Below are 21,966 nucleotides of genomic sequence, written 5' to 3' on the forward strand. Positions count from 1 at the left end.
CCAAATTAACTAATTTGGTTAACCAGATCACAAATGCAGCATCATGCAGGCGACCAAAATTAGCAACTATGTTTCACTCCAGCCGGATGGTCAGAAACGATTCGCGGCGAATCTTCCTGCCTGCGCGCCTCTCTGACTGCGTTGCCGTTCAGTCAAACAAGTTGATTCAAGCAACACGACACGACAATTCCTGCGTCTGGCTCCGGTCGTACTCCTGCATTCCACCGGTGACCGGGCATCCGCGATGGAGCAGGAGTTGTTCTCTAATGTCAATAATAAGTGGAGAATCAGATGAACCGCAGTTTGAACACGGGGATAGGCGCAGTTGGCAGTAAACGCGCCTGGCGTAATTTGCGCTGGTGGATGCTGGTGCTGTTTTTAACGGGTGTGACGGTGAACTATATCACCCGTAACTCATTAGGCATTCTGGCGCCTGAGCTAAAGACCAGCCTCGGCATTACCACCGAACAATATTCATGGATCGTCGGCGCGTTTCAGCTGGCCTACACCTTCTTTCAGCCGATTTGCGGCTGGTTGATCGACGTGATTGGCCTGAAGGTCGGCTTCCTGGTTTGCGCCACGATCTGGGCGTTAGCCTGTCTGTTCCATGCCGGAGCCGCCAGTTGGCTGCATCTGGCGATCCTGCGCTTTGTAATGGGCAGCGCCGAAGCGGCGGCCACCCCGGCCAATGCCAAAATGCTCGGCGAATGGTTCCCGAAAAAGGAGCGTCCGATTGCCGCAGGCTGGGCGGGCGTTGGTTTTTCCATTGGCGCGATGCTGGCGCCGCCGATCATCTATTTTGCCCACGCCTCATTTGGCTGGCAGGGCGCGTTTCTGTTTAGCGGTTTTCTGGCGCTGGCATGGGTAGTGCTGTGGTGGCTGTTTTATCACAACCCGGAAAAGCATCCGAACCTGAGCGCCGCCGAGCTGGAGTTTATCAATCAGGACAACGAACCGCCTGCGGTGAAGCTGGGTTTCTTTAAGGCGCTGAAAACGGTATCGAAAAATAAACGTTTCTACGGTATTGCCATTCCGGCGTTTATGGCGGAACCGGCATGGGGCGTGCTGAGTTTCTGGGTGCCGCTCTATCTGGCGAAAGAGATGGGCATGGACTTAAAACAGATCGCCATGTTCGCCTGGCTGCCGTTCCTCGCGGCGGATATAGGCAGTGCGGCGAGTGGTTATCTGACGCGCATCTATACCCGCCTGTTCGGCTGCAGCCGGGTGAACTCGGTGGTCGCCAGTTCGGTGACCGGGGCATTCCTGATGCTGTCGCTGGCGCTGGTCGCCTTCACCAAAAACCCTTATGTCGCCATTGCCTTAATTTCCATCGGCGGTTTTGGTCATCAGATTATCTCCTGCATGCTGAGCGCGCTGGTGGTGGAGAAGTTTGATAAAGGCCAGATGGCGACAGTGAACGGGATGCGCGGCTCTTTCGCCTGGATCTCCAGCTTCCTGTTCTCGCTGATCATTGGCGTCACCGCCGATAAAATTGGTTTTAATCCGCTGTTTGTCGCCATGGGCTTCTTTGACCTGATTGGCGCGCTATTCCTGATCGCTTTTATTGCTGAACGTCGCGCGAAACGCGCCTGAAAAAGAAGGTAACGATGAAAACCTTAAAACATTGGTCCTTGGCGGGCTCGGATAATCACCATGTGGCATTAACGGTTGATGGTAAACATACGCTGTGCCTGTACGTCCTTGAGCAGACGCTGTTCCGCGTCGCCATCAAACGGCACGGACAGTTCACCCTCGACAGAACCTGGAGTATTGCGCCGGAAAGCGACGTGCCGTGGGAAGGGCGTCAGCGTGACAGTCTGGCGGGTTTCGCTTTGCCTGCTTTTACCGTTGAGCGGCAGGGCGATGCGCTGGTGGTCGCCACGCAACGGCTGCGGGCGATCGTACATCAGCCGTTATGGCTGGAGTGGCAATACCGCAACGGCGCGGGCGAGTGGCAACCGCTGACCAGCGACCGTCCTACCAGCGCTTATCTGATTAATGCGCACGGTGATGGCGTCGCCCATTATCAGCGCCGGATGAGTGGCGATCGCTATTATGGCCTGGGCGAGAAAGCGGGCGACCTGCAGCGCAACGGCAAACGCTACGAAATGCGCAATCTGGACGCCATGGGCTATAACGCCGCGTCAACCGATCCGCTGTATAAACATATCCCGTTCACCATTACCCGCCGTGGCGAGGTAAGTTTCGGACTCTACTACGATAACCTGAGCAGCAGCTGGTTCGATCTGGGCAATGAGCTGGATAATTACCATCAGCCCTACCGCCGCTGGCAGGCAGAAAGCGGCGATATCGACTACTACATCTTTACCGGCGCGCGCGTGCTGGATGTCACCAAGGCGTTTGTGCGCCTGACCGGCAAAACGCTGTTTGGTCCGAAATGGAGTCTCGGCTACAGTGGTTCCACCATGCACTACACCGATGCGCCGGATGCGCAGAATCAGCTGATGAATTTTATCCGTCTCTGCCAGCAGCATGAGATCCCGTGCGATTCGTTCCAGCTCTCTTCCGGCTATACCTCGATTAACAATAAGCGCTATGTGTTTCACTGGAACTACGACAAAGTGCCGCAACCGGAGGCGATGAGTCAGGCGTTCCACGATGCCGGTCTGCGCCTTGCCGCCAACATTAAGCCTTGTCTGCTGCAGGATCATCCGCGCTATGAAGAGGTGGCGGCGCAAGGGCTGTTTATCCGCGATTCGGAAAACGATACGCCGGAGCGTTCCATTTTCTGGGACGACGAAGGTTCGCACCTCGATTTTACCCATCCGCAGGCGGTGGCCTGGTGGCAGGAGAATGTCGCCCGCCAACTGCTGGAGAAGGGGATCGATTGCACCTGGAATGATAACAACGAGTATGAAGTGTGGGACGGCGAAGCGCGCTGTCACGGCTTCGGCAAAAGCATTGCGATTAAACATATTCGTCCGGTGATGCCGTTGCTGATGATGCGCGCATCCATGGAAGCGCAGCAGCGCTTCGCACCGGAAAAGCGGCCTTATCTGATCTCCCGTTCCGGTTGTGCCGGGATGCAGCGTTATGTGCAAACGTGGAGCGGCGATAACCGCACCAACTGGACCTCGCTGCGCTACAACATCCGTATGGGACTGGGGATGAGCCTGTCGGGCCTGTACAATATCGGCCACGATGTCGGCGGTTTCGCCGGCGATAAACCCGATGCGGAACTGTTTGTACGCTGGGTGCAGAATGGCGTGATGAATCCGCGTTTTACCATCCATTCATGGAATGACGATCGCACCGTTAATGAACCCTGGATGTATCCGTCCGTTACTCCGGCGATCCGCGCCGCCATTGAGCTGCGCTACCGTCTGCTGCCCTATCTTTATACGCTGCTGTGGCAGGCGCACGCCGATGATGAGCCCATGCTGCGTCCGACCTTCCTCGACCATGAGCATGATGCGCAGACCTTGGTCGAATGTGATGAGTTTCTGCTCGGACGCGATCTGCTGGTGGCCAGCGTGGTGGAGCCAGGGGCGCGCGAGCGCAGTTTTTGGCTGCCGGATAATCAGCATGGCTGGTATGACTTTTCGACCCACCAGTGGTACAGCGGCGGCCAGTGGATCACGCTGGATGCGCCACTGGAAAAACTGCCGCTGCTGGTACGTGCCGGCGCCGGGCTGCCATTAAGCCAGCGTCTGCGCCATGTCGATGCGCAGGCCGATGATCAGCGCGAACTGCTGCTGTTTCCGCCGCGGGGCCGAGGGGTGACGCATGGCGTGCTGTTTGAAGATGACGGCGAATCCTGGGGCTATCGGCAGGGCGACGCGCTGTGGCTGAACTGGCAGATGAAGAGCGATGCGGAGGCCATTCGCGTCAGTTTTAACGCGGAAGGCAACTATCGGCCGGCATGGCGTCAGCTGAAAATATCCCTGCCGGCAGGTGAACGGCGGCGGCTGTTTGTTGATGGCGTGGAGGCGAACGCGGGTCAGGCGGAGTATGCGTTAGCCCGCGTGTAACGTCGCTGGGCGGGATTGACTCGCGCCTTCCATGGCGCTCGCCCTGCGGGCCGCCGTTGGCGGTCCAAAACGGCAGTCCTGCCGTTTTGTCGAACCCTGGCGAGGCTTCTCGTCAGTCCCGTCAACGTATAAAAGAAAACGCCCTTAGCGAAAGCTAAGGGCGTTTTCTTTTATATGGCGGTGAGGGAGGGATTCGAACCCTCGATACGTTTTCACGTATACACACTTTCCAGGCGTGCTCCTTCAGCCTCTCGGACACCTCACCGGGGGTCGCCTTGGCGGCGGACGGCGCTAATGTAGGTAAATTGCCGAACAGCGTCAATAAACTTCTGCCGCCGCGGCGTGCGTTTAGCTAAAGTTAACGCAATTTGTTGCTTTACTCGCCGTTTTCCCCCTTTGCCCGGTTAAAATCGCTGCCGATGCGCTCAGCAGCAATGTTTGCTTATTGTTAAATTAAAGTTACTTGATGGTTCGACGGCTGCGCGCAAAGCGCTAAAATGTTATGCTGCCCGCTAAACGCTGACTGAGGAGAAATCATGTATCCCGTCGATTTACATATGCATACCGTTGCCAGCACTCACGCCTACAGTACGCTGCATGACTATATCGCCGAGGCGAAGCAAAAGCAGATTCGCCTGTTCGCCATTACCGATCATGGCCCCGATATGGCCGATGCGCCGCACTACTGGCACTTTATGAACATGCGGGTCTGGCCGCGGCTGGTGGATGGCGTGGGCATTTTGCGCGGAATCGAGGCCAATATTAAAAACGTGGCGGGGGAGATTGATTGTACCGGACCGATGCTGGACCAGGTGGATTTAATTATCGCCGGTTTTCATGAGCCGGTATTTCCGCCTCAGGATAAAGACACCCATACCGCCGCGATGATCGCCACGATGGCCAACGGCGATGCGCATATTATCAGCCATCCCGGCAACCCTAAATTTCCCGTCGATATTCGCGCCATCGCCGAAGCCGCCGCCCAATATAATGTGGCTCTGGAGCTGAATAACTCCTCCTTTATGCATTCGCGCAAAGGCAGCGAACCCAACTGCCGGGCCATTGCCGCCGCGGTGCGCGATGCCGGCGGCTGGCTGTCTTTAGGTTCCGACTCCCATATCGCTTTTTCCCTGGGCGATTTCACCCACTGCGCGCGTATTTTGCAGGAAGTGGATTTCCCGCCGGAGCGGGTGTTAAACGTGAGTCCCCGGCGGGTGTTGGACTTCCTCGAACAGCGGGGAAGGCCGGCCATCGCCGAATTTGCTGATTTGTGACAATGTCACTTAATAATTGACGGGTTTTTTAAATGAATGAGTTCTCGATTGTCTGCCGCATCCTGGGCACCCTGTTTTATCGCCACCCTGAGGACCCGCTGGTGGCGCCGCTGTTTACGCTGCTCAAAGAGGGCAAGCTCCAGCAGCATTGGCCGCTGGAACAGGATGCGCTGCTGGCGCGTTTGCAAAAGGGGTATGACCTTGACGCCATGGCGGCGGATTACCAGGCCCTGTTTGTCGGCGCGGATTGCGCGGTATCCCCCTGGCGTTCGGCGTATGAAACGGCGTCAGACGCGGCGCAGGTGCGGACCTTTTTGCAACAGCGCGGTATGCCGCTGAACGACGGGGCCGTCGACCACTTCGGCGGACTGCTGCTGGCGGCGTCGTGGCTGGAAGATCAGGCGCAGGAGGATGAAACCGCCGCGCAGATCGCCCTGTTTGACGAGTATCTGCTGCCCTGGAGCAGCCGCTTTTTAGGGAAAGTGGAAAGCCATGCCGCCACGGCGTTTTACCGCACCCTGGCGGTGGTGTGCCGTGAAGCGCTTGAAGCCATGCGGGATGAACTGCAAGAAGCCGACGAAGCGTCGGATAGCGTCGAGTAACGAGTTCAGGCGGGGATCGGGTGACGGCGCGGCCGTCACCTGAAGCGCGCGTCAGTCGGTAAACAGAATAACGATTTGCCCCGGTTTAATCTCGATGCCTTTGGCCATTTTCTTCGCCAACGCCTCGGTGGTGCTGTTATCCGCATTCAGAATATAGGCCGGTTTCTGTTCGAAATAGCTTTTCAGCGACTGGTTCAGGTAGGGACTCAGGGTCTTGATGATGGTCTGCATCTTTTCGGGTTGCACGCTGTAATCCACCAGCTCCATCTCTTTGAGGTAGATAGCCCCCTGGGCTTTATCAAACACCGGCTGCGCCTTCAGCGTCAGCTTCATGTCGGCGGTCTGGTTGCCCAGCAGGGAGGCGATATCCACCTTGGCGTTGCCGGAGAGGGTGATTTTTCCCGGTTCGGCTCTGCCGATTTGGCTGACCAGATCGGTTAACACGATATTGGCGTCCACCACGCCCGGCATGCCCAGCTGCTTCTGGTAGTCGTTATGCTTTTGCAGATATTGGTTGATTTCCTGCTCATTGAGCGTGTACTGCGTCAGCTTGTTGCAGCCGCCCAGGGTAAATGCCAGCAACAATGCCGCGGCCGCGAATCCCAACTTCTTCATTCTTATGACCTCAATTTATTTCTCGATGTATAATCTCGCCAGTGCAGTGTGTACCGCCAGAGATGGGTTCACCAATCGGATAGCCCTGAAAGTGAATAATGGCGATGAGTCGTTTCGGCGCTAAACGGCTCATCGGGTTGCCTGCCGTTTTATTTATTGCGCCAGGCTGCTTAGCAAGGTGATCTGCGTTTGTTTGGCCATATTGTCACGGTAGGCGGCGACGCGTGACGGCGGGGTGACGCCGGCGACAATGGACAGGGAACGCAACAGCGGGAACAGATGAATATCGTCGGTGGATAATTCTCCGTTACAGGCGTTGGGCTGGACAATCAGCGGATCCAGATCCGTCAGATCGTTATTCAGCTTTTTAATCAGCCCCGCGGAGTGGCTGAGATGATCTGCAAAGCTGCCCAGCTGCGCCTCTTTCTTATTGATAAAGTACTGCCGGGCCGACGCGGAGGCGAATTCCTCAAACGCCGCGCGGGCAAAACGCGGAATAATCAGGCGAGGGGTATAGTCGGATACCTTACGCAGCCAGGCGTCGATCGCCGGATTCGTCGGACCGGTCAACAGCGGCTGTTTGTCGTAGTTATCAATGTAGTGAACGATATCCATACTTTCAGGCATATAGCTGCCATCGTCTTTCTGCAGGATCGGCACCATTTTCTGACCGATCAGTCTCTTAGGCGTCGCTTCATCGTCATTGGCTAAAATTTGCAGTTCGACAGGGATATTCTTCAGGCCGAAAATCATGCGCGCTTTTACGCAGTAAGGGCAGTGATCGTAAACATATAATTTCATACTTTCTATCCTCTGGTCCATTGAGAAGACAATGGCCGCCAACGCGGCCGCAAACGGCGTTTGCCGTCCCGCGACGGCATAACAATCGATTGAATGTATGGGGAAAGTATGGGGTGCAATACCCGCGAGATCAAATGCGCCGCCAAAACGGAGGCAATCAGTGACCGCCGAGCATGGCCGGTTCAATACGGCGCTGGTTGAACTGCCAGTAGAGCGCGCCCAGGGTCAGCAGGCCGATAACGCCCAAAATGAACCAGGGCAATTCCGGCTGCTCCAGGGCATGTCCGGCGTCGAACAGCCAGCCGCCGCCGCTATAGCCGATGGCTCCCCCCAGCGCCAGCCCCAGACGGCTGAACCCCATATAGCTGCCTCTTGCCCGGGCATCCGCCAGAGAGGCGCTCAGCGTTTCGCGCGCCGGTTCGGCGATAATCGCGCCGATATAAAACAGACTGATTAACATCAGCAGGGATTGCAGGCCGGTCGTCAAACCGATGGGGAAAAGACTGACGGTCATAATCAGCAACCCGGCCATCAGGCGTTGTTCCAGGCGGTAGCGTTTTTCGCTCCAGCGCGCGATGGGGTAAAGCAGGGTCAGCGACAGGGCGGCTTCAATGGCGTACATCCATTTTATCGCCGTTGGCGTACCGGCGATTTCATTGACCATGATCGGCAGCATCAGCAATACCTGCACGGAGAGCATGTAATAGCCGGTCAGCGTTAACACATAGGTCAGGAAACGACGATCGCGGATAACGCGCGTCATGCCTTCCAGCATCGGCGTTCTGATCGTCGAGGTGCGATACGCCGGCAACAGCCATCCGTTCAGCGCCGCCGCCAGCACGAAAATAACCGCGCCGACCCAGCAAACCACCTCGAAGTCGTACTTGAGCAGCCAACTGCCGATCAGCGCGCCGAGCACCGCCCCGGCGCTGTCCTGCATCATCAGCAGGGAGTAGAAACGGCCGCGCTCCTGGGGGCGGACCAGCTTAACCACCAGCGCCGTTCGCGGCGGATCGAATAGCGTGCCGCCCAGCCCGGAAAGGGCGCAGGACAGCCATAAAATCCAGGGCTGGTCGGCAATCGCCATAAAAACGAAACCCGCGGCGCGTAATAGCATGCCGGTGATAATCATCGGTTTCGCGCCGAAGCGGTCGGCGATGGCGCCGGAGAAAATTCCCAGTCCTTGCTGAATCAGCTGGCGTAATCCCAGCGCAATACCGACTAATAGCGCGGCCCACCCCAACTGATCGACAAAGCGAATGGAAATAAGGGGAAATACCACAAAGAATCCCAGCACCACCAGCATATTATCGAGTAAGAGAAAATATTTACCCAAGCTCCGAGCTTGCGACATCAGAGGCATGTTTCACCACGAGGAATAAGGGAGAAAAATAACGGACGTGACTATTTTGTACTCTATTTCCGGTTTCGGGTAGCCTATTGTTGGATAATATTTTTTTATCGTCCGAGCGCTATCCGGGTAGGTATTGAGTAAAAAAATCAGCTCTAGCGAACCGATCGAACAATAACTCAGCGACGGGGGTTTTACGGCAGCGAATTTATCCGGTTATAGTAAGCTTACCGACGGTATACGATATTTTCTGCTTACAGGAAGTCTTGTTCTGTCTATATCCGATGAATTTTACTTATCGAACAACCCGCAACCCAGGGGGGAGGAATGTTTGGCTATCGTTCTACGCCGGCAAAGGTTCATTTAACGACCGAGCGGCTGGTGGTGCGTTTGGCTTATGAGCGAGATGCCTGGCGTCTTGCTGAATACTATGCGGAGAATCGTGATTTTCTTAAGCCCTGGGAGCCGGTGCGGGATGTCAGCCATTGCTACCCCTCTGGCTGGCAGGCGCGCCTGAGCGTGATTAATGATATGCACAAGCAGGGCAGCGCCTACTATTTTCTGCTGCTCGATCCGAATGAAAACGAGGTCTGGGGGGTGGCGAATTTCAGTAATGTGCTGCGGGGATCGTTCCATGCCTGCTATCTGGGGTACTCTCTGGGCGAAAAATGGCAAGGGAAGGGGCTGATGTACGAGGCGCTCCAGCCCGCTTTGCGTTATATGCTGCGTCAACAGCGCATGCACCGAATTATGGCTAACTATATGCCGCATAATCATCGCAGCGGAAATTTACTGTCCCGTCTGGGATTTGTGCGCGAGGGGTATGCGAAAAATTATCTGCTTATTGACGGCAAATGGCAGGACCACGTTCTGACCGCCCTCACTAACAATGACTGGACGCCGCAGCGCTAAGGAATTGTGATGAAATATCAGCTAACGGCCCGAGAGGCCAGAGTGATCGGCTGCATGTTGGAAAAGCAGATCACCACGCCGGAACAGTATCCGATGTCGTTAAACGGCGTGACGGCCGCCTGCAATCAGAAAACCAACCGCGAACCGGTGATGGATCTGAGCGAAAGCGACGTCCAGCAAACGCTCGATTTACTGGTAAAAAAACATTTCCTGCGCACCCTCAGCGGTTTCGGCAATCGGGTGATGAAATATGAGCATCGCTTTTGCAATTCTGAGTTCGGCGATCTGAAGTTTTCCCCGGCAGAGGTGGCGCTGGTGGCGACGCTGCTGCTGCGCGGCGCGCAAACGCCCGGCGAGTTGCGCACGCGCGCCGCCCGTCTGCATGAGTTTGCCGACGTCAATGAAGTGGAAACCGTGCTGGCGCAGCTACAGCAGCGGGAAGACGGGCCGTTCGTGGTGCGTCTGGCGCGTGAATCCGGTAAGCGGGAAAGCCGCTATATGCATCTTTTCAGCGGCGAACCGAGTGAAGAGACGGCGCCGGCGACGGATGACCGCGCGGCTGAAGAGCACCCGCTGGCCGCCAGGGTGGAGGTATTGGAGAAAGAGGTCGCCGAGCTTAAGCGCCAACTGGCGGAGTTGTTGGCCTGAACGCCCGATGACCCGGCGCGGCATTAACGGATGGCTGAGAAAGCGCTGAAAAGTTCGGCGCTTATCGCAATACCTGGTGGCTATTGGGCGCGCAATGCGTAGACTAGTCGCACCGCGCAATCAGGATGACCGCAGAACGGTCGATAATAGTCCCCGGACATTTCAGAATATAATCGGATGAATTTACTTAAATCACTGGCGGCCGTCAGTTCAATGACCATGCTTTCGCGCCTGTTGGGTTTCGTGCGTGATGCGATAGTGGCGCGGGTTTTCGGCGCGGGCATGGCGACGGACGCCTTTTTCGTCGCCTTTAAGCTGCCTAATCTGCTGCGCCGCATTTTTGCCGAGGGCGCGTTCTCTCAGGCTTTTGTTCCTATTCTGGCCGAATATAAAAGCCAGCAGGGCGACGAGGCGACCCGCACCTTTCTGGCTTACGTTTCCGGCATGTTGACGTTGATTCTGGCGTTGGTCACCGTTGCGGGTATGCTGGCGGCGCCGTGGGTGATTATGGTCACCGCGCCGGGTTTCGCGGCGACGCCCGAGCGCTTTGAACTCACATCGGCGCTGCTGCGGGTGACGTTCCCCTACATCCTGCTGATCTCCCTGACGTCGATGGTGGGGTCGGTGTTGAATACCTGGAACCGCTTCTCGGTTCCGGCGTTTGCGCCGACGCTGTTAAACGTCAGCATGATCGGTTTCGCCCTGTTTGGCGCGCCCTATTTTGATCCGCCGGTGATGGCGCTGGCCTGGGCGGTGCTGGTGGGGGGGATACTTCAGCTCGGCTACCAGCTGCCGCATCTGAAAAAGATCGGCATGCTGGTATTGCCGCGCCTCAAATGGCGCGATCCCCGCGTCTGGCGGGTGATGAAACTGATGGGCCCGGCGGTTCTCGGGGTTTCCGTCAGCCAGATATCGCTGATCATCAATACCATTTTCGCCTCTTTTCTCAGCGAGGGGGCGGTGTCGTGGATGTACTACGCCGATCGGCTAATGGAGTTTCCATCGGGGGTGCTGGGCGTGGCGTTGGGCACCATTCTGCTGCCTTCGCTGGCGAAAAGCTTCGCCAGCGGCAACCATGATGAATACTCGCGGCTGATGGACTGGGGGTTGCGTCTGTGCTTTTTACTGGCGCTCCCCAGCGCGGTCGCCTTGGGTATTCTGGCGCAGCCGTTGACGGTGTCGCTGTTCCAATATGGGAAATTCAGCGCCTTTGATGCGGCGATGACGCAGCGTGCGTTAATTGCCTATTCCGTGGGGCTGATGGGGCTTATCGTCGTCAAGGTGCTGGTACCCGGTTTTTATTCGCGACAGGATATCAAGACGCCGGTAAAGATCGCCTTGGTAACGCTGGTGATGACGCAGGTCATGAACCTGATCTTTATCGGTCCGCTGCAACACGCGGGGCTGGCGCTTTCCATCGGTCTGGCGTCCTGTCTGAATGCCGGACTGCTGTTCTGGCAACTGCGCAAGCAGGATATTTTCCATCCCCAACCCGGCTGGCGCCGTTTTCTGCTGAAGCTGGCCGCGGCGGTTGTGGTTATGTCGCTGGTGTTGATCGGCATGCTGTGGTGGATGCCCGCCTGGGACAGCGGCAGTATGGCTTTCAGGCTGCTGCGGCTGATGGCGCTGGTGATTGTCGGCGCGGGGGCCTACTTCGCCACGCTGGCCCTGCTGGGGTTCCGCCCGCGGGATTTCGCCCGGCGCGGCGTGAAATAACAAACGCCCGGAATTCGGGCGTTTGTCACGCTTGCGCGGCAAAAGATTACATCTTCTCTACGGTATCAATGCCCAGAGTATCCAAACCCTGCTTCAGCGTTTTGGCCGTCAGCAGCGCCAGTTTCAGGCGGCTTTGACGCAGTTCGTCATTTTCCGCATTCAAAACCGGGCAATGCTCGTAAAAACCGGAGAACAGGCCCGCTAAATCATACAGATAGGCGCACATCACATGCGGAGTGCCGTCGCGGGCGACGGTGGTGACGGTTTCTTCGAATTGCAGCAGGCGAGTGGCGAGAACAAATTCACGCTCATCATGCAGGGTAATGGGCTGAGTCAGGCTGTCTTCCTGAATGCCGGCGCGTTTAAAAATCGAGATAACGCGGGTATAGGCATATTGCATATAAGGCGCGGTATTGCCTTCGAATGCCAGCATGTTATCCCAGTCAAAAATGTAATCGGTGGTGCGGTTTTTGGACAGATCGGCATATTTTACCGCGCCGATGGAAACCACGTTGGCGAGCTGTTGCAGCTCATCGCTCTCCATTTGCGGATTTTTTTCGGCGATAAGCTGGCAAGCGCGCTCATACGCCTCGTCCAGCAGGTCGGAAAGCTTGATGGTGCCGCCGGCGCGGGTTTTAAACGGTTTGCCGTCCTTGCCCAGCATCATGCCGAACATATGGTGTTCCAGGCTGACGGAATCCGGTACGTAACCGGCCTTGCGCACAATGGCCCAGGCCTGCATCAGATGCTGGTGCTGGCGTGAGTCGATATAGTAAAGCACGCGGTCGGCATTCAGCGTCTCATAGCGGTATTTCGCACAGGCGATATCGGTGGTGGTGTAGAGGTAGCCGCCATCCTTCTTCTGGATGATAACGCCCATCGGCTCGCCTTCCTTGTTCTTGAACTCATCCAGGAAAACCACCGTCGCGCCTTCACTCTCCACCGCCAGACCTTTCGCTTTCAGGTCGGCGACAATCTCCGGCAGCATGCTGTTATACAAACTTTCGCCCATAACGTCATCTTTGGTCAGCGTGACGTTGAGACGATCGTAAGTGAGCTGATTTTGCGTCATGGTGATGTCGATAAGTTTGCGCCACAGTTGGCGGCAATATTCATCTCCCCCCTGTAGCTTGACCACATAGCCTCTGGCGCGTTCGGCAAATGCGGCATCGTCGTCGTAGTGCTTCTTCGCTTCACGGTAGAACGCTTCGAGATCGGCCAGCGCCATCTCGCCGGCGTTGTCATTCTGCACTTTTTCGAGATAGGCGATCAGCATGCCGAACTGCGTGCCCCAGTCGCCGACGTGGTTGGCGCGAATAACATGGTGGCCGAGAAATTCCAGGGTACGAACGGCCGCATCGCCAATAATGGTGGAACGCAGGTGACCGACGTGCATTTCTTTCGCGACGTTGGGAGCGGAATAATCGACAACGATAGTTTGCGGTTCAACCGGTGTTACGCCCAGTTTCGGGGCATTCAGCGCATTCTCTGCCTGGCTGGCGACCCATTGTTTATCAAGGAAGATATTGATAAAGCCCGGGCCGGCGATTTCTGTTTTTGTAGCGATGCCGTCCAGCGTCAAAAGCTGGACCACTTTTTCAGCCAACTGACGCGGCGGCATGCCGAGTTTTTTGGCAACGGCCATCACGCCGTTGGCCTGATAATCGCCAAACTGTACTTTTGCCGACTGGCGGACCTGTGCCTCGCTGCCTACAGGGGCACCCGCCGCAGCCAATGCCTGGCTGACTTTTTCGGAGAGAAGAGCCTGAATATTCACCGGTTTACCTTAAATAAAAAATCAAGCCCTGCTTATACCATATTTGCCTTTACGAGTCAGCAGATGGCATACCGCGGCGGGTGACATGCTTACATTGAAAGTGGGGGGAGGGTAAGGTAAAACAGGATGATATTCGCGAGGGTTGCTGGCAATTTTTTATGTATAGTAAGGGGAACCGCTAAGCGCGCCCGGTTAACGTTTCCTGGTTCTGGAGTTCACGCCGATTTTGTGCTCATTTTTGATTTTAAAATGACGAAAAATAGCGTACGCCGCGATGACGATCAGCAGAATTGAAATGATTAATAGCACCATGATGATAACTCGACCTTATTATTAAGAAGTTTAAATTATCCTTTTTCGTTTCTTCATTCAATGGACATTTTTTTATTTAAGACAACTCTCAAGAAAAGTTGCGTAGAGTAGCCAATGCCAACTACCGCCAGGTTTGTTTGTTAATCCATCTGATTACTTTACTTTCTTTAGATTTTACTATGGCGTTTAGTGCTTAAAGCACGAATAACTAAAAGAACCAATAACTAAAAAAAGAATCGAAATAGAACTGCGTTAAAAAAACATGGATGCGATATTATCACCATGTAAATTATTCCCTGACGGTTTGCGTGGATAGTGAGGAGTTCATACCCGGTATGTTGCCAGAAGAGTTAGCGGTGGATTTAGTTCGTTTTGAGCGGGAATTAAATGAGTTTGCAGCGGTACTTCAGCTGGATTTGAGCAGGTTCAGCGCCGATCATATTTCGTTGCGCTGCCATCAGGATTCGACCGCTGAGCGCTGGAAGGCAGAAATATTGCGCATCGGCACGCTGCTCGCCGAAAACCTGATTAACGGGCGTACTATCTGCTTGTTTATATTAGACTCGGCGATAAAAGTCGGTCCCTGGCGGATTGACTGCATCGAGCTGCCCTGGCCGGGAAAGAAACGTTATCCCCATGAAGGATGGGAGCATGTGGAGTTGCTATTGCCGGGCGATGCGGATTCGCTGCATCAGAGAGCGCTGGCCTGCTTATCCGACCAGGCTCTGCGTACCTCCGGCGTCAAACTTCATTTCAGTGCGCCGCGAGGTGAAAAGGAACGAATACCTAATCCGACAACGGCTGTAACCAATGGAAAGGTAACCATAAAGTTTCATCCGTTTGATATTCGGGATATTGTAGCGGATGAAAACCGTGACGATTGAGTTGTTGGCGTTGCATGGTTTTTCAACCGGTTTAATACATTAATAGAACTATGGTTTATGTCATATTTATTTCAGTTATATCGCGTTCATTGTGACCGTCATCTCCTCACGATGCGCGCTTGAATGTCATAGTGATTAGCTATTCCCGTAATTAAGAATGGTCCGGCGATCTTCATATAATTAGGGGAAATGTAATTGAGTGATATTCAGCGGTTTTAAATGGAGGTGGTTATGCCCAAGCTGGAGGTATGTTGCTATAGCATTGAATGCGCAATAACCGCCGAGCAGGCCGGCGCAGATCGGATTGAGCTCTGTTCCGGGCTGCGCGACGGCGGGTTAACGCCGGGATACGGCGTCTTGCGTCTGGCGAACGAAAAAATAGCGATTCCCGTTCATCCTATCGTTCGGCCGCGCGGCGGTGATTTTTGCTACGATGCAACGGAGTTCGCGGCGATTAAATATGATATCGAGCAAATACGCGATATGGGATTCCCTGGCGTGGTGGTAGGCATTCTTGATGCCGAAGGACATATCGATTTACTGCGGATGAAAGAAATCATGTCGCTGACGCAGGGTATGGCGGTGACCTTTCACCGCGCCTTCGATCTGTGTCTGAACCCTTATCTGGCGCTGGAACAGCTGACCGATCTGGGCGTTTCCAGGATCCTGACCTCCGGGCAGCAGCAGACCGCGGAAAACGGATTGCTATTATTGCGTGAACTAACTCAGGCCAGCCGTGGTCCAATCATTATGGCCGGATCCGGTGTGCGATTAACCAATCTCCATAAGTTCCGACAAAGCGGTATTCAGGAGCTGCACAGCTCCGCCGGACAGTGGTCTTCATCCGTTATGCGGTATCGCAAAATTGGCGTCTCCATGTGTTCGGATAGCGATATGGATGAGTTCAGCCAGTATGGCGTTGACGGCGATATCGTGGCCGCGATGAAACGGGCATTGAGTTCGGACTATGAAATCTCATCGGTTTCATAACAGTTTTCAGGTTGAGTCATACTCGGCCTGCCAGAGCACCCTTGCCGCGCAGCATACCTACAGGTTGCTTGCGAGTACCAAGCCCCGGCGTGTTGCCGGGGCTTTTTTTATGGTGCGCCCGGCGGTTTGTATCATTCATGCACCAGGGGCGCAAAATAAAAGGTGGAGGCAAATATGCAAAGTCTTCCTATCGGGAAAGCGTTCACTCTGCTGGAGCCGGGACCGGCTGTGCTGGTTACCACGAACGATGGCCGGAAAGATAACCTGATGACCATCACCTGGACGATGGTGATGGATTTCTCGGCATCATTCGCCATAACGACCGGCCCCTGGAACTACTCTTATGCCGCACTGCAAACCACAAAAGAATGTGTGATTTCAATCCCCACCGTCGATATGATCGATACGGTTGTCGGTATTGGGACATGCTCGGGGCAAGACACCGACAAGTTTGACCGGTTCGGCCTTACGCCATTACCGGGCCGGCACGTCCGGGCGCCGCTTATCAAGGAGAGTCTCGCCAACATAGAGTGCCGGATTATCGATATCATCGATCAATACGGCATCATCGTGCTCAACGGCATTGCGGCGTACTACGATGACACGCGTACCGAAAAGAGAACCATCCACGCCGTCGGCGATGGTACGTTTATCGTCGATGGCCGCAGGATTGACAGAAAGGAGATGATGCGCTCCAAGCTCCCGGACGGGGTCTAGCGCTCCATCCGGCTCCCTTTGGCACCATTTCTGCGCCGAGTCAGGGCTTGCGGGCGACCAATACCGCGCGTACCGGCGCCGGGTAGCCCTCCACGGTTTTACTTTGATCGTGCGGATCGAGAAAATCGGCCAGCGATTCGCTGATCATCCAGTCGGTTCTGCGCTGTTCCTGGGACGTGGTGGCGCAGATATCCACCACCCGAACATCGGCAAATCCGCATTTTCTCAGCCACTGGGTCAGCGCGGCGGCGGAAGGGATAAAGTAGACGTTACGCATCTGGGCGTAGCGTTCTCCCGGCACCAGTACCTGATTTTCATCGCCTTCGACGACCAGCGTCTCCAGCACCAGTTCGCCGTCGGACACCAGTTGGTTTTTCAACTGCCATAGATGGTCGAGCGGCGAGCGGCGGTGGTACAGCACGCCCATGGAAAAAACCGTGTCGAACGCCGCCAGTTCCGGCAACTGTTCGATACCGAGGGGCAGGACGTGGGCGCGCTGGTCGTCGCCCAACAGTTTTCGCACCGCTTCGAACTGGCATAAAAACAGCTGCATGGGATCGATACCGACCGCCAGGCGCGCGCCCGCGCCCACCATGCGCCACAGGTGGTAGCCGCTGCCGCAGCCGACGTCGAGAACCAGGCGATCGCGCAGCGGACTGATATGGGGGAGCACGCGCCGCCACTTCCAGTCAGAGCGCCATTCTGTGTCGATATTTACCCCATAAAGCGAAAACGGCCCTTTGCGCCACGGCATCAGGTTGCGCAGCAGCATTTCTATCCCTTCGCGCTGGCCGGCGGAAATATCCGGCGCCATGCCGGCGGTGACGCCGTCGGCCAGATCCAGGTGGGTGGGGGACAGGGCGGGAAGATGTTCCAGGGTGTTGAACCACAGTTTGAACTTACCGTGCAGCGACTCCTGCTGCCAGCGGCTCAACTGCGGGGGCAGGGTATCAAGCCAGTGGCTCAGCGGGCCTTTGGCGATTTGCTGATAAAAATTGCCGAAATCGATCACAACCTATCCTTCCGTCTTGAGCGCCAGTAATGAACCGAAGTTAAAACATTGGAACCACAGATCGACGTGCTCAAAGCCCGCCTGTTTGAGCCGATTTTTATGCGTGTCCACGGTATCCGTCAGCATGACGTTTTCCAGCATGCTGCGTTTCTGGCTGATTTCCAATTCGCTGTAGCCGTTGGCGCGTTTGAAGTCGTGGTGCATGTTGAACAGCAACTCATCCACTCTGTCATCGGCAAAGCTGAATTTTTCGGACAGCACCAGTACGCCGCCCGGTTTTAATCCCTGGTAGACCCGGTCGATCAACAGCTGGCGGTCGGCCGGCTCCAGAAACTGAATGGTGAAGTTCAGCACCGCCATGGAGGCGTTTGCTATTTCAATATCCAGAATGTCGGCTTCAAGCACCTCTACCGGCGTGTCGGAGCGGAAAGCTTCGATATGATTGCGACAGCGTTTTATCATCGCCGGCGAATTATCCACCGCGATAATTGTACAGCCCGGCACGCGAATATTGCGGCGCATCGACAAGGTGGCGGCACCCAGCGCACAGCCCAGATCGTAAACCTGGCTATGGGGTTGCACGAAACGTTCCGCCAGCATGCCAATCATCGAAATGATGTTGGAATAACCGGGAACGGAGCGCTGAATCATATCGGGAAAGACTTCAGCAACGCGTTCATCGAATGTCCAGTCGCCCAGATTGGCGATAGGAGCGGAAAAAAGCAGGTCGCGGTTTGGCATGATAAAAATAATGGCTGAGATAGGTAATCAAGGGGGCGTATTCTAGCAGAATGACGCGATAAAGCATGTATCCCCTTCACCTTTCGAGCTACGGGGCTTCAGCGAGAGAGCGGATGAAGCCGGCGCCGTCATCCTTTCCGTCCCATCACCCGCCGCGTCTTAATACAGGGTAAAAACCATTTCCCACGGCAGATAATAGAGATTGGCCAGGGACATCAGGATCAGCGAGGCGTAGGTCGCCGCCATGCCCGAGCGTCGCCAGCGAAATTCACGTTGTCGCAGGCCGTAGTAATGAAACAGGCGCCCGACGATCAACAGTATGCCGCACAGGTGGAGCATCGCGGCGATGGCGCCGTTCATTTCCATCAAAACCAGCAGAATAGCGCCGATAGGAATATATTCCACCGCATTGCCATGAACCCGAATGGCCGTCTGAAGTTCATAAAACCCGCCGTCGCCATAGGCTACGCGGTACTGCATTCTGAGTTTAACTACGTCGACAGACAACTTTATCAACAACAATGCGCCAAACACCACATAGAGCGCGCTTACCATGTTTAACTCCGTGACCTGACCGAAAACGGCTTGCAGAATAATAGCTTCCCGCAGCACAACTGTCGCCTGTACAAGGCAACTTTTTTTATCTGAAATGAGTCGGGGTAAGGCATTGTTTATAAGAAAAGGGACTAATGCATGGCGGCGGCGCAGTGGGCGGCATTATTCGCCGGCCGCAAGCAGACGGCCGTTAAAATAGCGACTCCTGTCTGGGCCAGTCCGGCTGCGGCGGCATAGCGGGAATAATGTCGCTCAGCAGCGGCCACAGCCGTTGCGCCAGCGCCGGCGCATCGCCGATATCGGGGGTGTGAATGAACAGAAAAGGCTCGGCGTGCGACCATTGCGGCAGTTTTTTCAGCCACGGCTGAAACCAGTGCCGATTCTCCTGCAGATTTTCACTGCCGATAAAGCGAATCAAAGGCTGGTCGGCGGTCAATAGCGCATGAACCGGCAGGCGCGGCTTTTTGCGTTGCGCTTCGCGCATGGCCTGGCTGTCCGGCGCGGCATGATGCACCGGGCGGCTGTCCATGATGACGCGGTTAATCCCGCGCTGCTGTAAACCCTGATTCAAGGCGCGTTCGCTGTCGCCTTTGGCAAAAAACTGCGGGTGGCGAACCTCCACGCCATAGCTGAATCCCTGCGGCAGCGCATCGAGAAAGCGCCACAGAACCGCAAGCTGAGGCGGACCGAAAGCGGCGGGCAGTTGCACCCAGAGTTGCCCGATGCGCCCCGCCAGCGGTTCCAGACAGTGAAAGAAGGCGGCTACCTCCTGTTCACAGTGCTGCAAGGCGGCCTGATGGCTGATGGCGGAGGGAAATTTAAAGCAGAAGCGGAATTCGTCCGTGGTCATATCGCGCCAGCGCGTCACCAGCTCGCGGCCGGGTAAGGCGTAAAACGTGGTATTCCCTTCCACGCAGTTAAAGTAGCGGGAATAATCAGCCAGATCGTGCAATCCTAAACGACTCCAGGCAGGATGTTGCCATTGAGGTAATCCGATATACATTATTCTGTTCCGGTAACAAATTAAGGCTATATTAGCGATCATTTCATTAACCGATAATGAAAATTGTCAAAAAGAGTGTGCGGGCAAACCGCAGAGCGTTACCTTCATACTTATCGTCCGGGGGAATTTCCTTTATAATAGCCGCCTTTTTTCACCGGACAGTAATCCAGAAAAACCATGCCGTTCAGCAAAGAGACCACGGCTTTTTCCGTTGCCAGACGCGGCGAAAAAGGGTGGGTTGTGCGGCTGAGTAAAAGGAAATAGTGATGCGTACTGAATATTGCGGACAGTTGAATTTGTCCCACGTGGGCCAGGAAGTGACATTGTGCGGTTGGGTTAACCGCCGCCGCGATCTGGGTGGTTTGATTTTTATCGATATGCGCGACCGCGAAGGTCTGGCGCAGGTGTTCTTTGATCCGGACCGCCAGGACGTACTGAAACAGGCGTCCGAACTGCGCAACGAATTCTGTATTCAACTGAAGGGCGTCGTCCGTGCCCGTCCAGACAGTCAAATCAACAAAGATATGGCTACCGGTGAAATCGAGGTGCTGGCGACGGCGCTGACCATCATCAACCGCGCCGAGCCGCTGCCGCTGGATTCCAACCAGACCAACACCGAAGAGGCGCGCCTCAAGTACCGTTATCTCGATCTGCGCCGCCCGGAAATGGCCCGGCGTCTGAAAACCCGCGCGCGCATCACCAGTTTTGTCCGCCGCTTTATGGACGGGCACGGTTTTCTGGATATTGAAACGCCGATGCTGACCAAGGCGACGCCGGAAGGCGCGCGCGACTATCTGGTGCCGAGCCGGGTGCATAAAGGTAAATTCTACGCATTGCCGCAGTCGCCTCAGCTGTTCAAACAGCTGCTGATGATGTCCGGTTTCGATCGCTACTATCAAATCGTCAAATGTTTCCGCGATGAAGATTTGCGCGCCGATCGTCAACCGGAGTTTACCCAGATCGATGTGGAAACCTCGTTCATGACCGCGCCGCAGGTGCGTGAAGTGATGGAAAAACTGGTGCGCGAGCTGTGGCTGGAGATCAAAGGCGTGGATCTGGGGAATTTCCCGATCATGACCTTTGCCGAAGCCATGCGCCGTTTCGGTTCCGACAAACCGGATCTGCGTAACCCGCTGGAGCTGGTGGACGTGGCCGATCTGGTGAAAGATATCGAATTCAAGGTGTTCTCCGGCCCGGCAAACGACGCCAAAGGCCGCGTAGCGGCGATCCGCGTTCCGGGCGGCGCGCAGCTGAGCCGCAAGCAGATCGACGAGTACGCCAGGTTTATCGAAATCTATGGCGCCAAAGGGCTGGCCTATATCAAGGTCAACGAGCGCGCCAAAGGTCTTGACGGCGTACAGAGCCCGGTCGCCAAATTCCTCAGCGCGGACCTGCTGTCCGCGCTGCTGGATCGCGTCGGCGCCGCCGATGGCGACATTCTGTTCTTCGGTGCGGATCGCGCCGGCGTGGTGACGGATGCCCTCGGCGCGCTGCGTCTGAAGCTGGGACGCGATCTGAAACTGACCAGCGAAGATAGCTGGCGGCCGCTGTGGGTTATCGACTTCCCGATGTTTGAAGAGGACGGCGAAGGCGGCCTGAGCGCCATGCACCATCCGTTCACCGCGCCGCGCGATATGACGCCCGCCGAACTGGCGGCCAATCCGGCATCCGCCATCGCCAACGCCTATGACATGGTGTTGAACGGTTATGAAGTGGGCGGCGGCTCGGTGCGTATTCATAACGGCGATATGCAGCAAACGGTGTTCGGCATCCTGGGCATCAATGAACGGGACCAGCGCGAAAAATTCGGCTTCCTGCTGGATGCGCTGAAATTCGGCACGCCGCCGCACGCCGGTCTGGCTTTCGGTCTGGATCGTCTGGTGATGTTGCTGACCGGCACCGATAATATTCGAGACGTCATCGCCTTCCCGAAAACCACGGCCGCGGCCTGTCTGATGACCGAAGCCCCCAGCTTCGCCAATCCCGTCGCGCTGGAGGATCTGTCGATTGCGGTGGTGGGAAAAGGGAAAGCGGCGCAGGACGATAAATTCGAGAATCAGTGAG

The 21,966-nt window shown here is 55.7% G+C and carries 19 protein-coding genes and 1 tRNA gene; 11 read left to right on the top strand and 9 right to left on the bottom strand.

Features of this window, described 5'->3' with window-relative positions:
* Positions 1 to 291 precede the first annotated feature (291 nt).
* Together MFP24_RS22135 and MFP24_RS22140 are read left to right on the top strand one after the other, a co-directional pair.
* A complete protein-coding gene (locus MFP24_RS22135) occupies positions 292 to 1,593 on the top strand; it encodes an MFS transporter (protein ID WP_249232500.1) in 1,302 nt (433 codons plus the stop codon).
* Positions 1,594 to 1,607: 14 nt separating this feature from the next.
* A complete protein-coding gene (locus MFP24_RS22140; protein ID WP_249232499.1) occupies positions 1,608 to 3,992 on the top strand; it encodes a glycoside hydrolase family 31 protein in 2,385 nt (794 codons plus the stop codon).
* A 175-nt stretch (positions 3,993 to 4,167) separates the two neighbouring features.
* Here the strand turns inward: MFP24_RS22140 and MFP24_RS22145 are convergent.
* Positions 4,168 to 4,257 (bottom strand) — tRNA-Ser (locus MFP24_RS22145).
* Positions 4,258 to 4,528: 271 nt separating this feature from the next.
* Between MFP24_RS22145 and MFP24_RS22150 the strand changes: the two genes are divergently transcribed.
* Both MFP24_RS22150 and MFP24_RS22155 read left to right on the top strand, forming a co-directional pair.
* Positions 4,529 to 5,266: a phosphatase gene (locus MFP24_RS22150; RefSeq protein ID WP_249232498.1), complete on the top strand. Its 738-nt coding sequence runs from the start codon at positions 4,529 to 4,531 to the stop codon at positions 5,264 to 5,266.
* Between the two features lie 32 nt (positions 5,267 to 5,298).
* A complete protein-coding gene (locus tag MFP24_RS22155; RefSeq protein ID WP_249232497.1) occupies positions 5,299 to 5,868 on the top strand; it encodes a TorD/DmsD family molecular chaperone in 570 nt (189 codons plus the stop codon).
* Positions 5,869 to 5,919: 51 nt separating this feature from the next.
* On the opposite strand, the gene MFP24_RS22160 is transcribed toward MFP24_RS22155, so the two are convergent.
* The 3 genes from MFP24_RS22160 to mdtH form a co-directional block, all read right to left on the bottom strand.
* A complete protein-coding gene (locus MFP24_RS22160; protein ID WP_249232496.1) occupies positions 5,920 to 6,483 on the bottom strand; it encodes a lipoprotein in 564 nt (187 codons plus the stop codon).
* A gap of 153 nt (positions 6,484 to 6,636) precedes the next feature.
* Complete coding sequence (gene grxB / locus MFP24_RS22165; protein WP_249232495.1) at positions 6,637 to 7,284, bottom strand: glutaredoxin 2; 648 nt, start codon at positions 7,282 to 7,284, stop codon at positions 6,637 to 6,639.
* A 157-nt stretch (positions 7,285 to 7,441) separates the two neighbouring features.
* Positions 7,442 to 8,647, bottom strand: coding sequence for a multidrug efflux MFS transporter MdtH (mdtH, locus tag MFP24_RS22170; RefSeq protein WP_249232494.1), 1,206 nt, complete (start codon positions 8,645 to 8,647; stop codon positions 7,442 to 7,444).
* A 315-nt stretch (positions 8,648 to 8,962) separates the two neighbouring features.
* On the opposite strand from mdtH, the gene rimJ reads away from it, so the two are divergent.
* The 3 genes from rimJ (at position 8,963) to murJ (ending at position 11,911) form a co-directional block, all read left to right on the top strand.
* Positions 8,963 to 9,547: a ribosomal protein S5-alanine N-acetyltransferase gene (gene rimJ / locus MFP24_RS22175; protein ID WP_249232493.1), complete on the top strand. Its 585-nt coding sequence runs from the start codon at positions 8,963 to 8,965 to the stop codon at positions 9,545 to 9,547.
* A gap of 9 nt (positions 9,548 to 9,556) precedes the next feature.
* Positions 9,557 to 10,195 carry a YceH family protein gene (locus MFP24_RS22180; protein WP_249232492.1) on the top strand — a complete coding sequence of 213 codons (639 nt, stop codon included), beginning with the start codon at positions 9,557 to 9,559 and terminating at the stop codon, positions 10,193 to 10,195.
* 177 nt (positions 10,196 to 10,372) lie between these two features.
* Positions 10,373 to 11,911 (top strand): murein biosynthesis integral membrane protein MurJ, encoded by a 1,539-nt coding sequence (gene murJ / locus MFP24_RS22185; protein WP_249232491.1) that lies wholly within the window; start codon positions 10,373 to 10,375, stop codon positions 11,909 to 11,911.
* A 46-nt stretch (positions 11,912 to 11,957) separates the two neighbouring features.
* Here the strand turns inward: murJ and argS are convergent, their stop codons facing one another.
* Positions 11,958 to 13,688: an arginine--tRNA ligase gene (argS, locus tag MFP24_RS22190; RefSeq protein ID WP_249232490.1), complete on the bottom strand. Its 1,731-nt coding sequence runs from the start codon at positions 13,686 to 13,688 to the stop codon at positions 11,958 to 11,960.
* 647 nt (positions 13,689 to 14,335) lie between these two features.
* Between argS and MFP24_RS22195 the strand changes: the two genes are divergently transcribed.
* The 3 genes from MFP24_RS22195 (at position 14,336) to MFP24_RS22205 (ending at position 16,591) form a co-directional block, all read left to right on the top strand.
* The gene (locus MFP24_RS22195) at positions 14,336 to 14,884 is read left to right on the top strand and encodes a VOC family protein (RefSeq protein WP_249232489.1); all 549 of its coding nucleotides are present in this window, start codon (positions 14,336 to 14,338) and stop codon (positions 14,882 to 14,884) included.
* 231 nt (positions 14,885 to 15,115) lie between these two features.
* Positions 15,116 to 15,874, top strand: a complete 759-nt coding sequence (cutC, locus tag MFP24_RS22200) for a copper homeostasis protein CutC (protein WP_249232488.1) — start codon at positions 15,116 to 15,118, stop codon at positions 15,872 to 15,874.
* 174 nt (positions 15,875 to 16,048) lie between these two features.
* The gene (locus tag MFP24_RS22205) at positions 16,049 to 16,591 is read left to right on the top strand and encodes a flavin reductase family protein (RefSeq protein ID WP_249232487.1); all 543 of its coding nucleotides are present in this window, start codon (positions 16,049 to 16,051) and stop codon (positions 16,589 to 16,591) included.
* Positions 16,592 to 16,631: 40 nt separating this feature from the next.
* Here MFP24_RS22205 and cmoB read toward each other — a convergent pair whose 3' ends face one another.
* From cmoB to MFP24_RS22225, 4 genes are all read right to left on the bottom strand, one after another.
* Positions 16,632 to 17,603 (bottom strand): tRNA 5-methoxyuridine(34)/uridine 5-oxyacetic acid(34) synthase CmoB, encoded by a 972-nt coding sequence (gene cmoB / locus MFP24_RS22210; RefSeq protein ID WP_249232486.1) that lies wholly within the window; start codon positions 17,601 to 17,603, stop codon positions 16,632 to 16,634.
* A 3-nt stretch (positions 17,604 to 17,606) separates the two neighbouring features.
* Positions 17,607 to 18,344: a carboxy-S-adenosyl-L-methionine synthase CmoA gene (gene cmoA / locus MFP24_RS22215; protein WP_249232485.1), complete on the bottom strand. Its 738-nt coding sequence runs from the start codon at positions 18,342 to 18,344 to the stop codon at positions 17,607 to 17,609.
* 159 nt (positions 18,345 to 18,503) lie between these two features.
* Entirely contained in the window at positions 18,504 to 18,899 is a 396-nt protein-coding gene (locus MFP24_RS22220) for an MAPEG family protein (protein ID WP_249232891.1), read from the bottom strand.
* Positions 18,900 to 19,089: 190 nt separating this feature from the next.
* Positions 19,090 to 19,902 (bottom strand): DUF72 domain-containing protein, encoded by an 813-nt coding sequence (locus tag MFP24_RS22225; protein WP_249232484.1) that lies wholly within the window; start codon positions 19,900 to 19,902, stop codon positions 19,090 to 19,092.
* Positions 19,903 to 20,168: 266 nt separating this feature from the next.
* Between MFP24_RS22225 and aspS the strand changes: the two genes are divergently transcribed.
* Entirely contained in the window at positions 20,169 to 21,965 is a 1,797-nt protein-coding gene (aspS, locus tag MFP24_RS22230) for an aspartate--tRNA ligase (protein ID WP_249232483.1), read from the top strand.
* The last annotated feature ends 1 nt before the right edge of the window (position 21,966 follow it).

Source organism: Brenneria tiliae (genome assembly GCF_023347575.1).
Taxonomy (GTDB): domain Bacteria; phylum Pseudomonadota; class Gammaproteobacteria; order Enterobacterales; family Enterobacteriaceae; genus Brenneria; species Brenneria corticis.

Coding starts and splice junctions, on each gene's coding strand:
- MFP24_RS22135 (WP_249232500.1), top strand. CDS start 292: ATGAACCGCAGTTTGAACACGGGGATAGGCGCAGTTGGCAGTAAACGC.
- MFP24_RS22140 (WP_249232499.1), top strand. CDS start 1,608: ATGAAAACCTTAAAACATTGGTCCTTGGCGGGCTCGGATAATCACCAT.
- MFP24_RS22150 (WP_249232498.1), top strand. CDS start 4,529: ATGTATCCCGTCGATTTACATATGCATACCGTTGCCAGCACTCACGCC.
- MFP24_RS22155 (WP_249232497.1), top strand. CDS start 5,299: ATGAATGAGTTCTCGATTGTCTGCCGCATCCTGGGCACCCTGTTTTAT.
- MFP24_RS22160 (WP_249232496.1), bottom strand. CDS start 6,483: ATGAAGAAGTTGGGATTCGCGGCCGCGGCATTGTTGCTGGCATTTACC.
- grxB (WP_249232495.1), bottom strand. CDS start 7,284: ATGAAATTATATGTTTACGATCACTGCCCTTACTGCGTAAAAGCGCGC.
- mdtH (WP_249232494.1), bottom strand. CDS start 8,647: ATGCCTCTGATGTCGCAAGCTCGGAGCTTGGGTAAATATTTTCTCTTA.
- rimJ (WP_249232493.1), top strand. CDS start 8,963: ATGTTTGGCTATCGTTCTACGCCGGCAAAGGTTCATTTAACGACCGAG.
- MFP24_RS22180 (WP_249232492.1), top strand. CDS start 9,557: ATGAAATATCAGCTAACGGCCCGAGAGGCCAGAGTGATCGGCTGCATG.
- murJ (WP_249232491.1), top strand. CDS start 10,373: ATGAATTTACTTAAATCACTGGCGGCCGTCAGTTCAATGACCATGCTT.
- MFP24_RS22195 (WP_249232489.1), top strand. CDS start 14,336: ATGTTGCCAGAAGAGTTAGCGGTGGATTTAGTTCGTTTTGAGCGGGAA.
- cutC (WP_249232488.1), top strand. CDS start 15,116: ATGCCCAAGCTGGAGGTATGTTGCTATAGCATTGAATGCGCAATAACC.
- MFP24_RS22205 (WP_249232487.1), top strand. CDS start 16,049: ATGCAAAGTCTTCCTATCGGGAAAGCGTTCACTCTGCTGGAGCCGGGA.
- cmoA (WP_249232485.1), bottom strand. CDS start 18,344: ATGCCAAACCGCGACCTGCTTTTTTCCGCTCCTATCGCCAATCTGGGC.
- MFP24_RS22220 (WP_249232891.1), bottom strand. CDS start 18,899: ATGGTAAGCGCGCTCTATGTGGTGTTTGGCGCATTGTTGTTGATAAAG.
- MFP24_RS22225 (WP_249232484.1), bottom strand. CDS start 19,902: ATGTATATCGGATTACCTCAATGGCAACATCCTGCCTGGAGTCGTTTA.
- aspS (WP_249232483.1), top strand. CDS start 20,169: ATGCGTACTGAATATTGCGGACAGTTGAATTTGTCCCACGTGGGCCAG.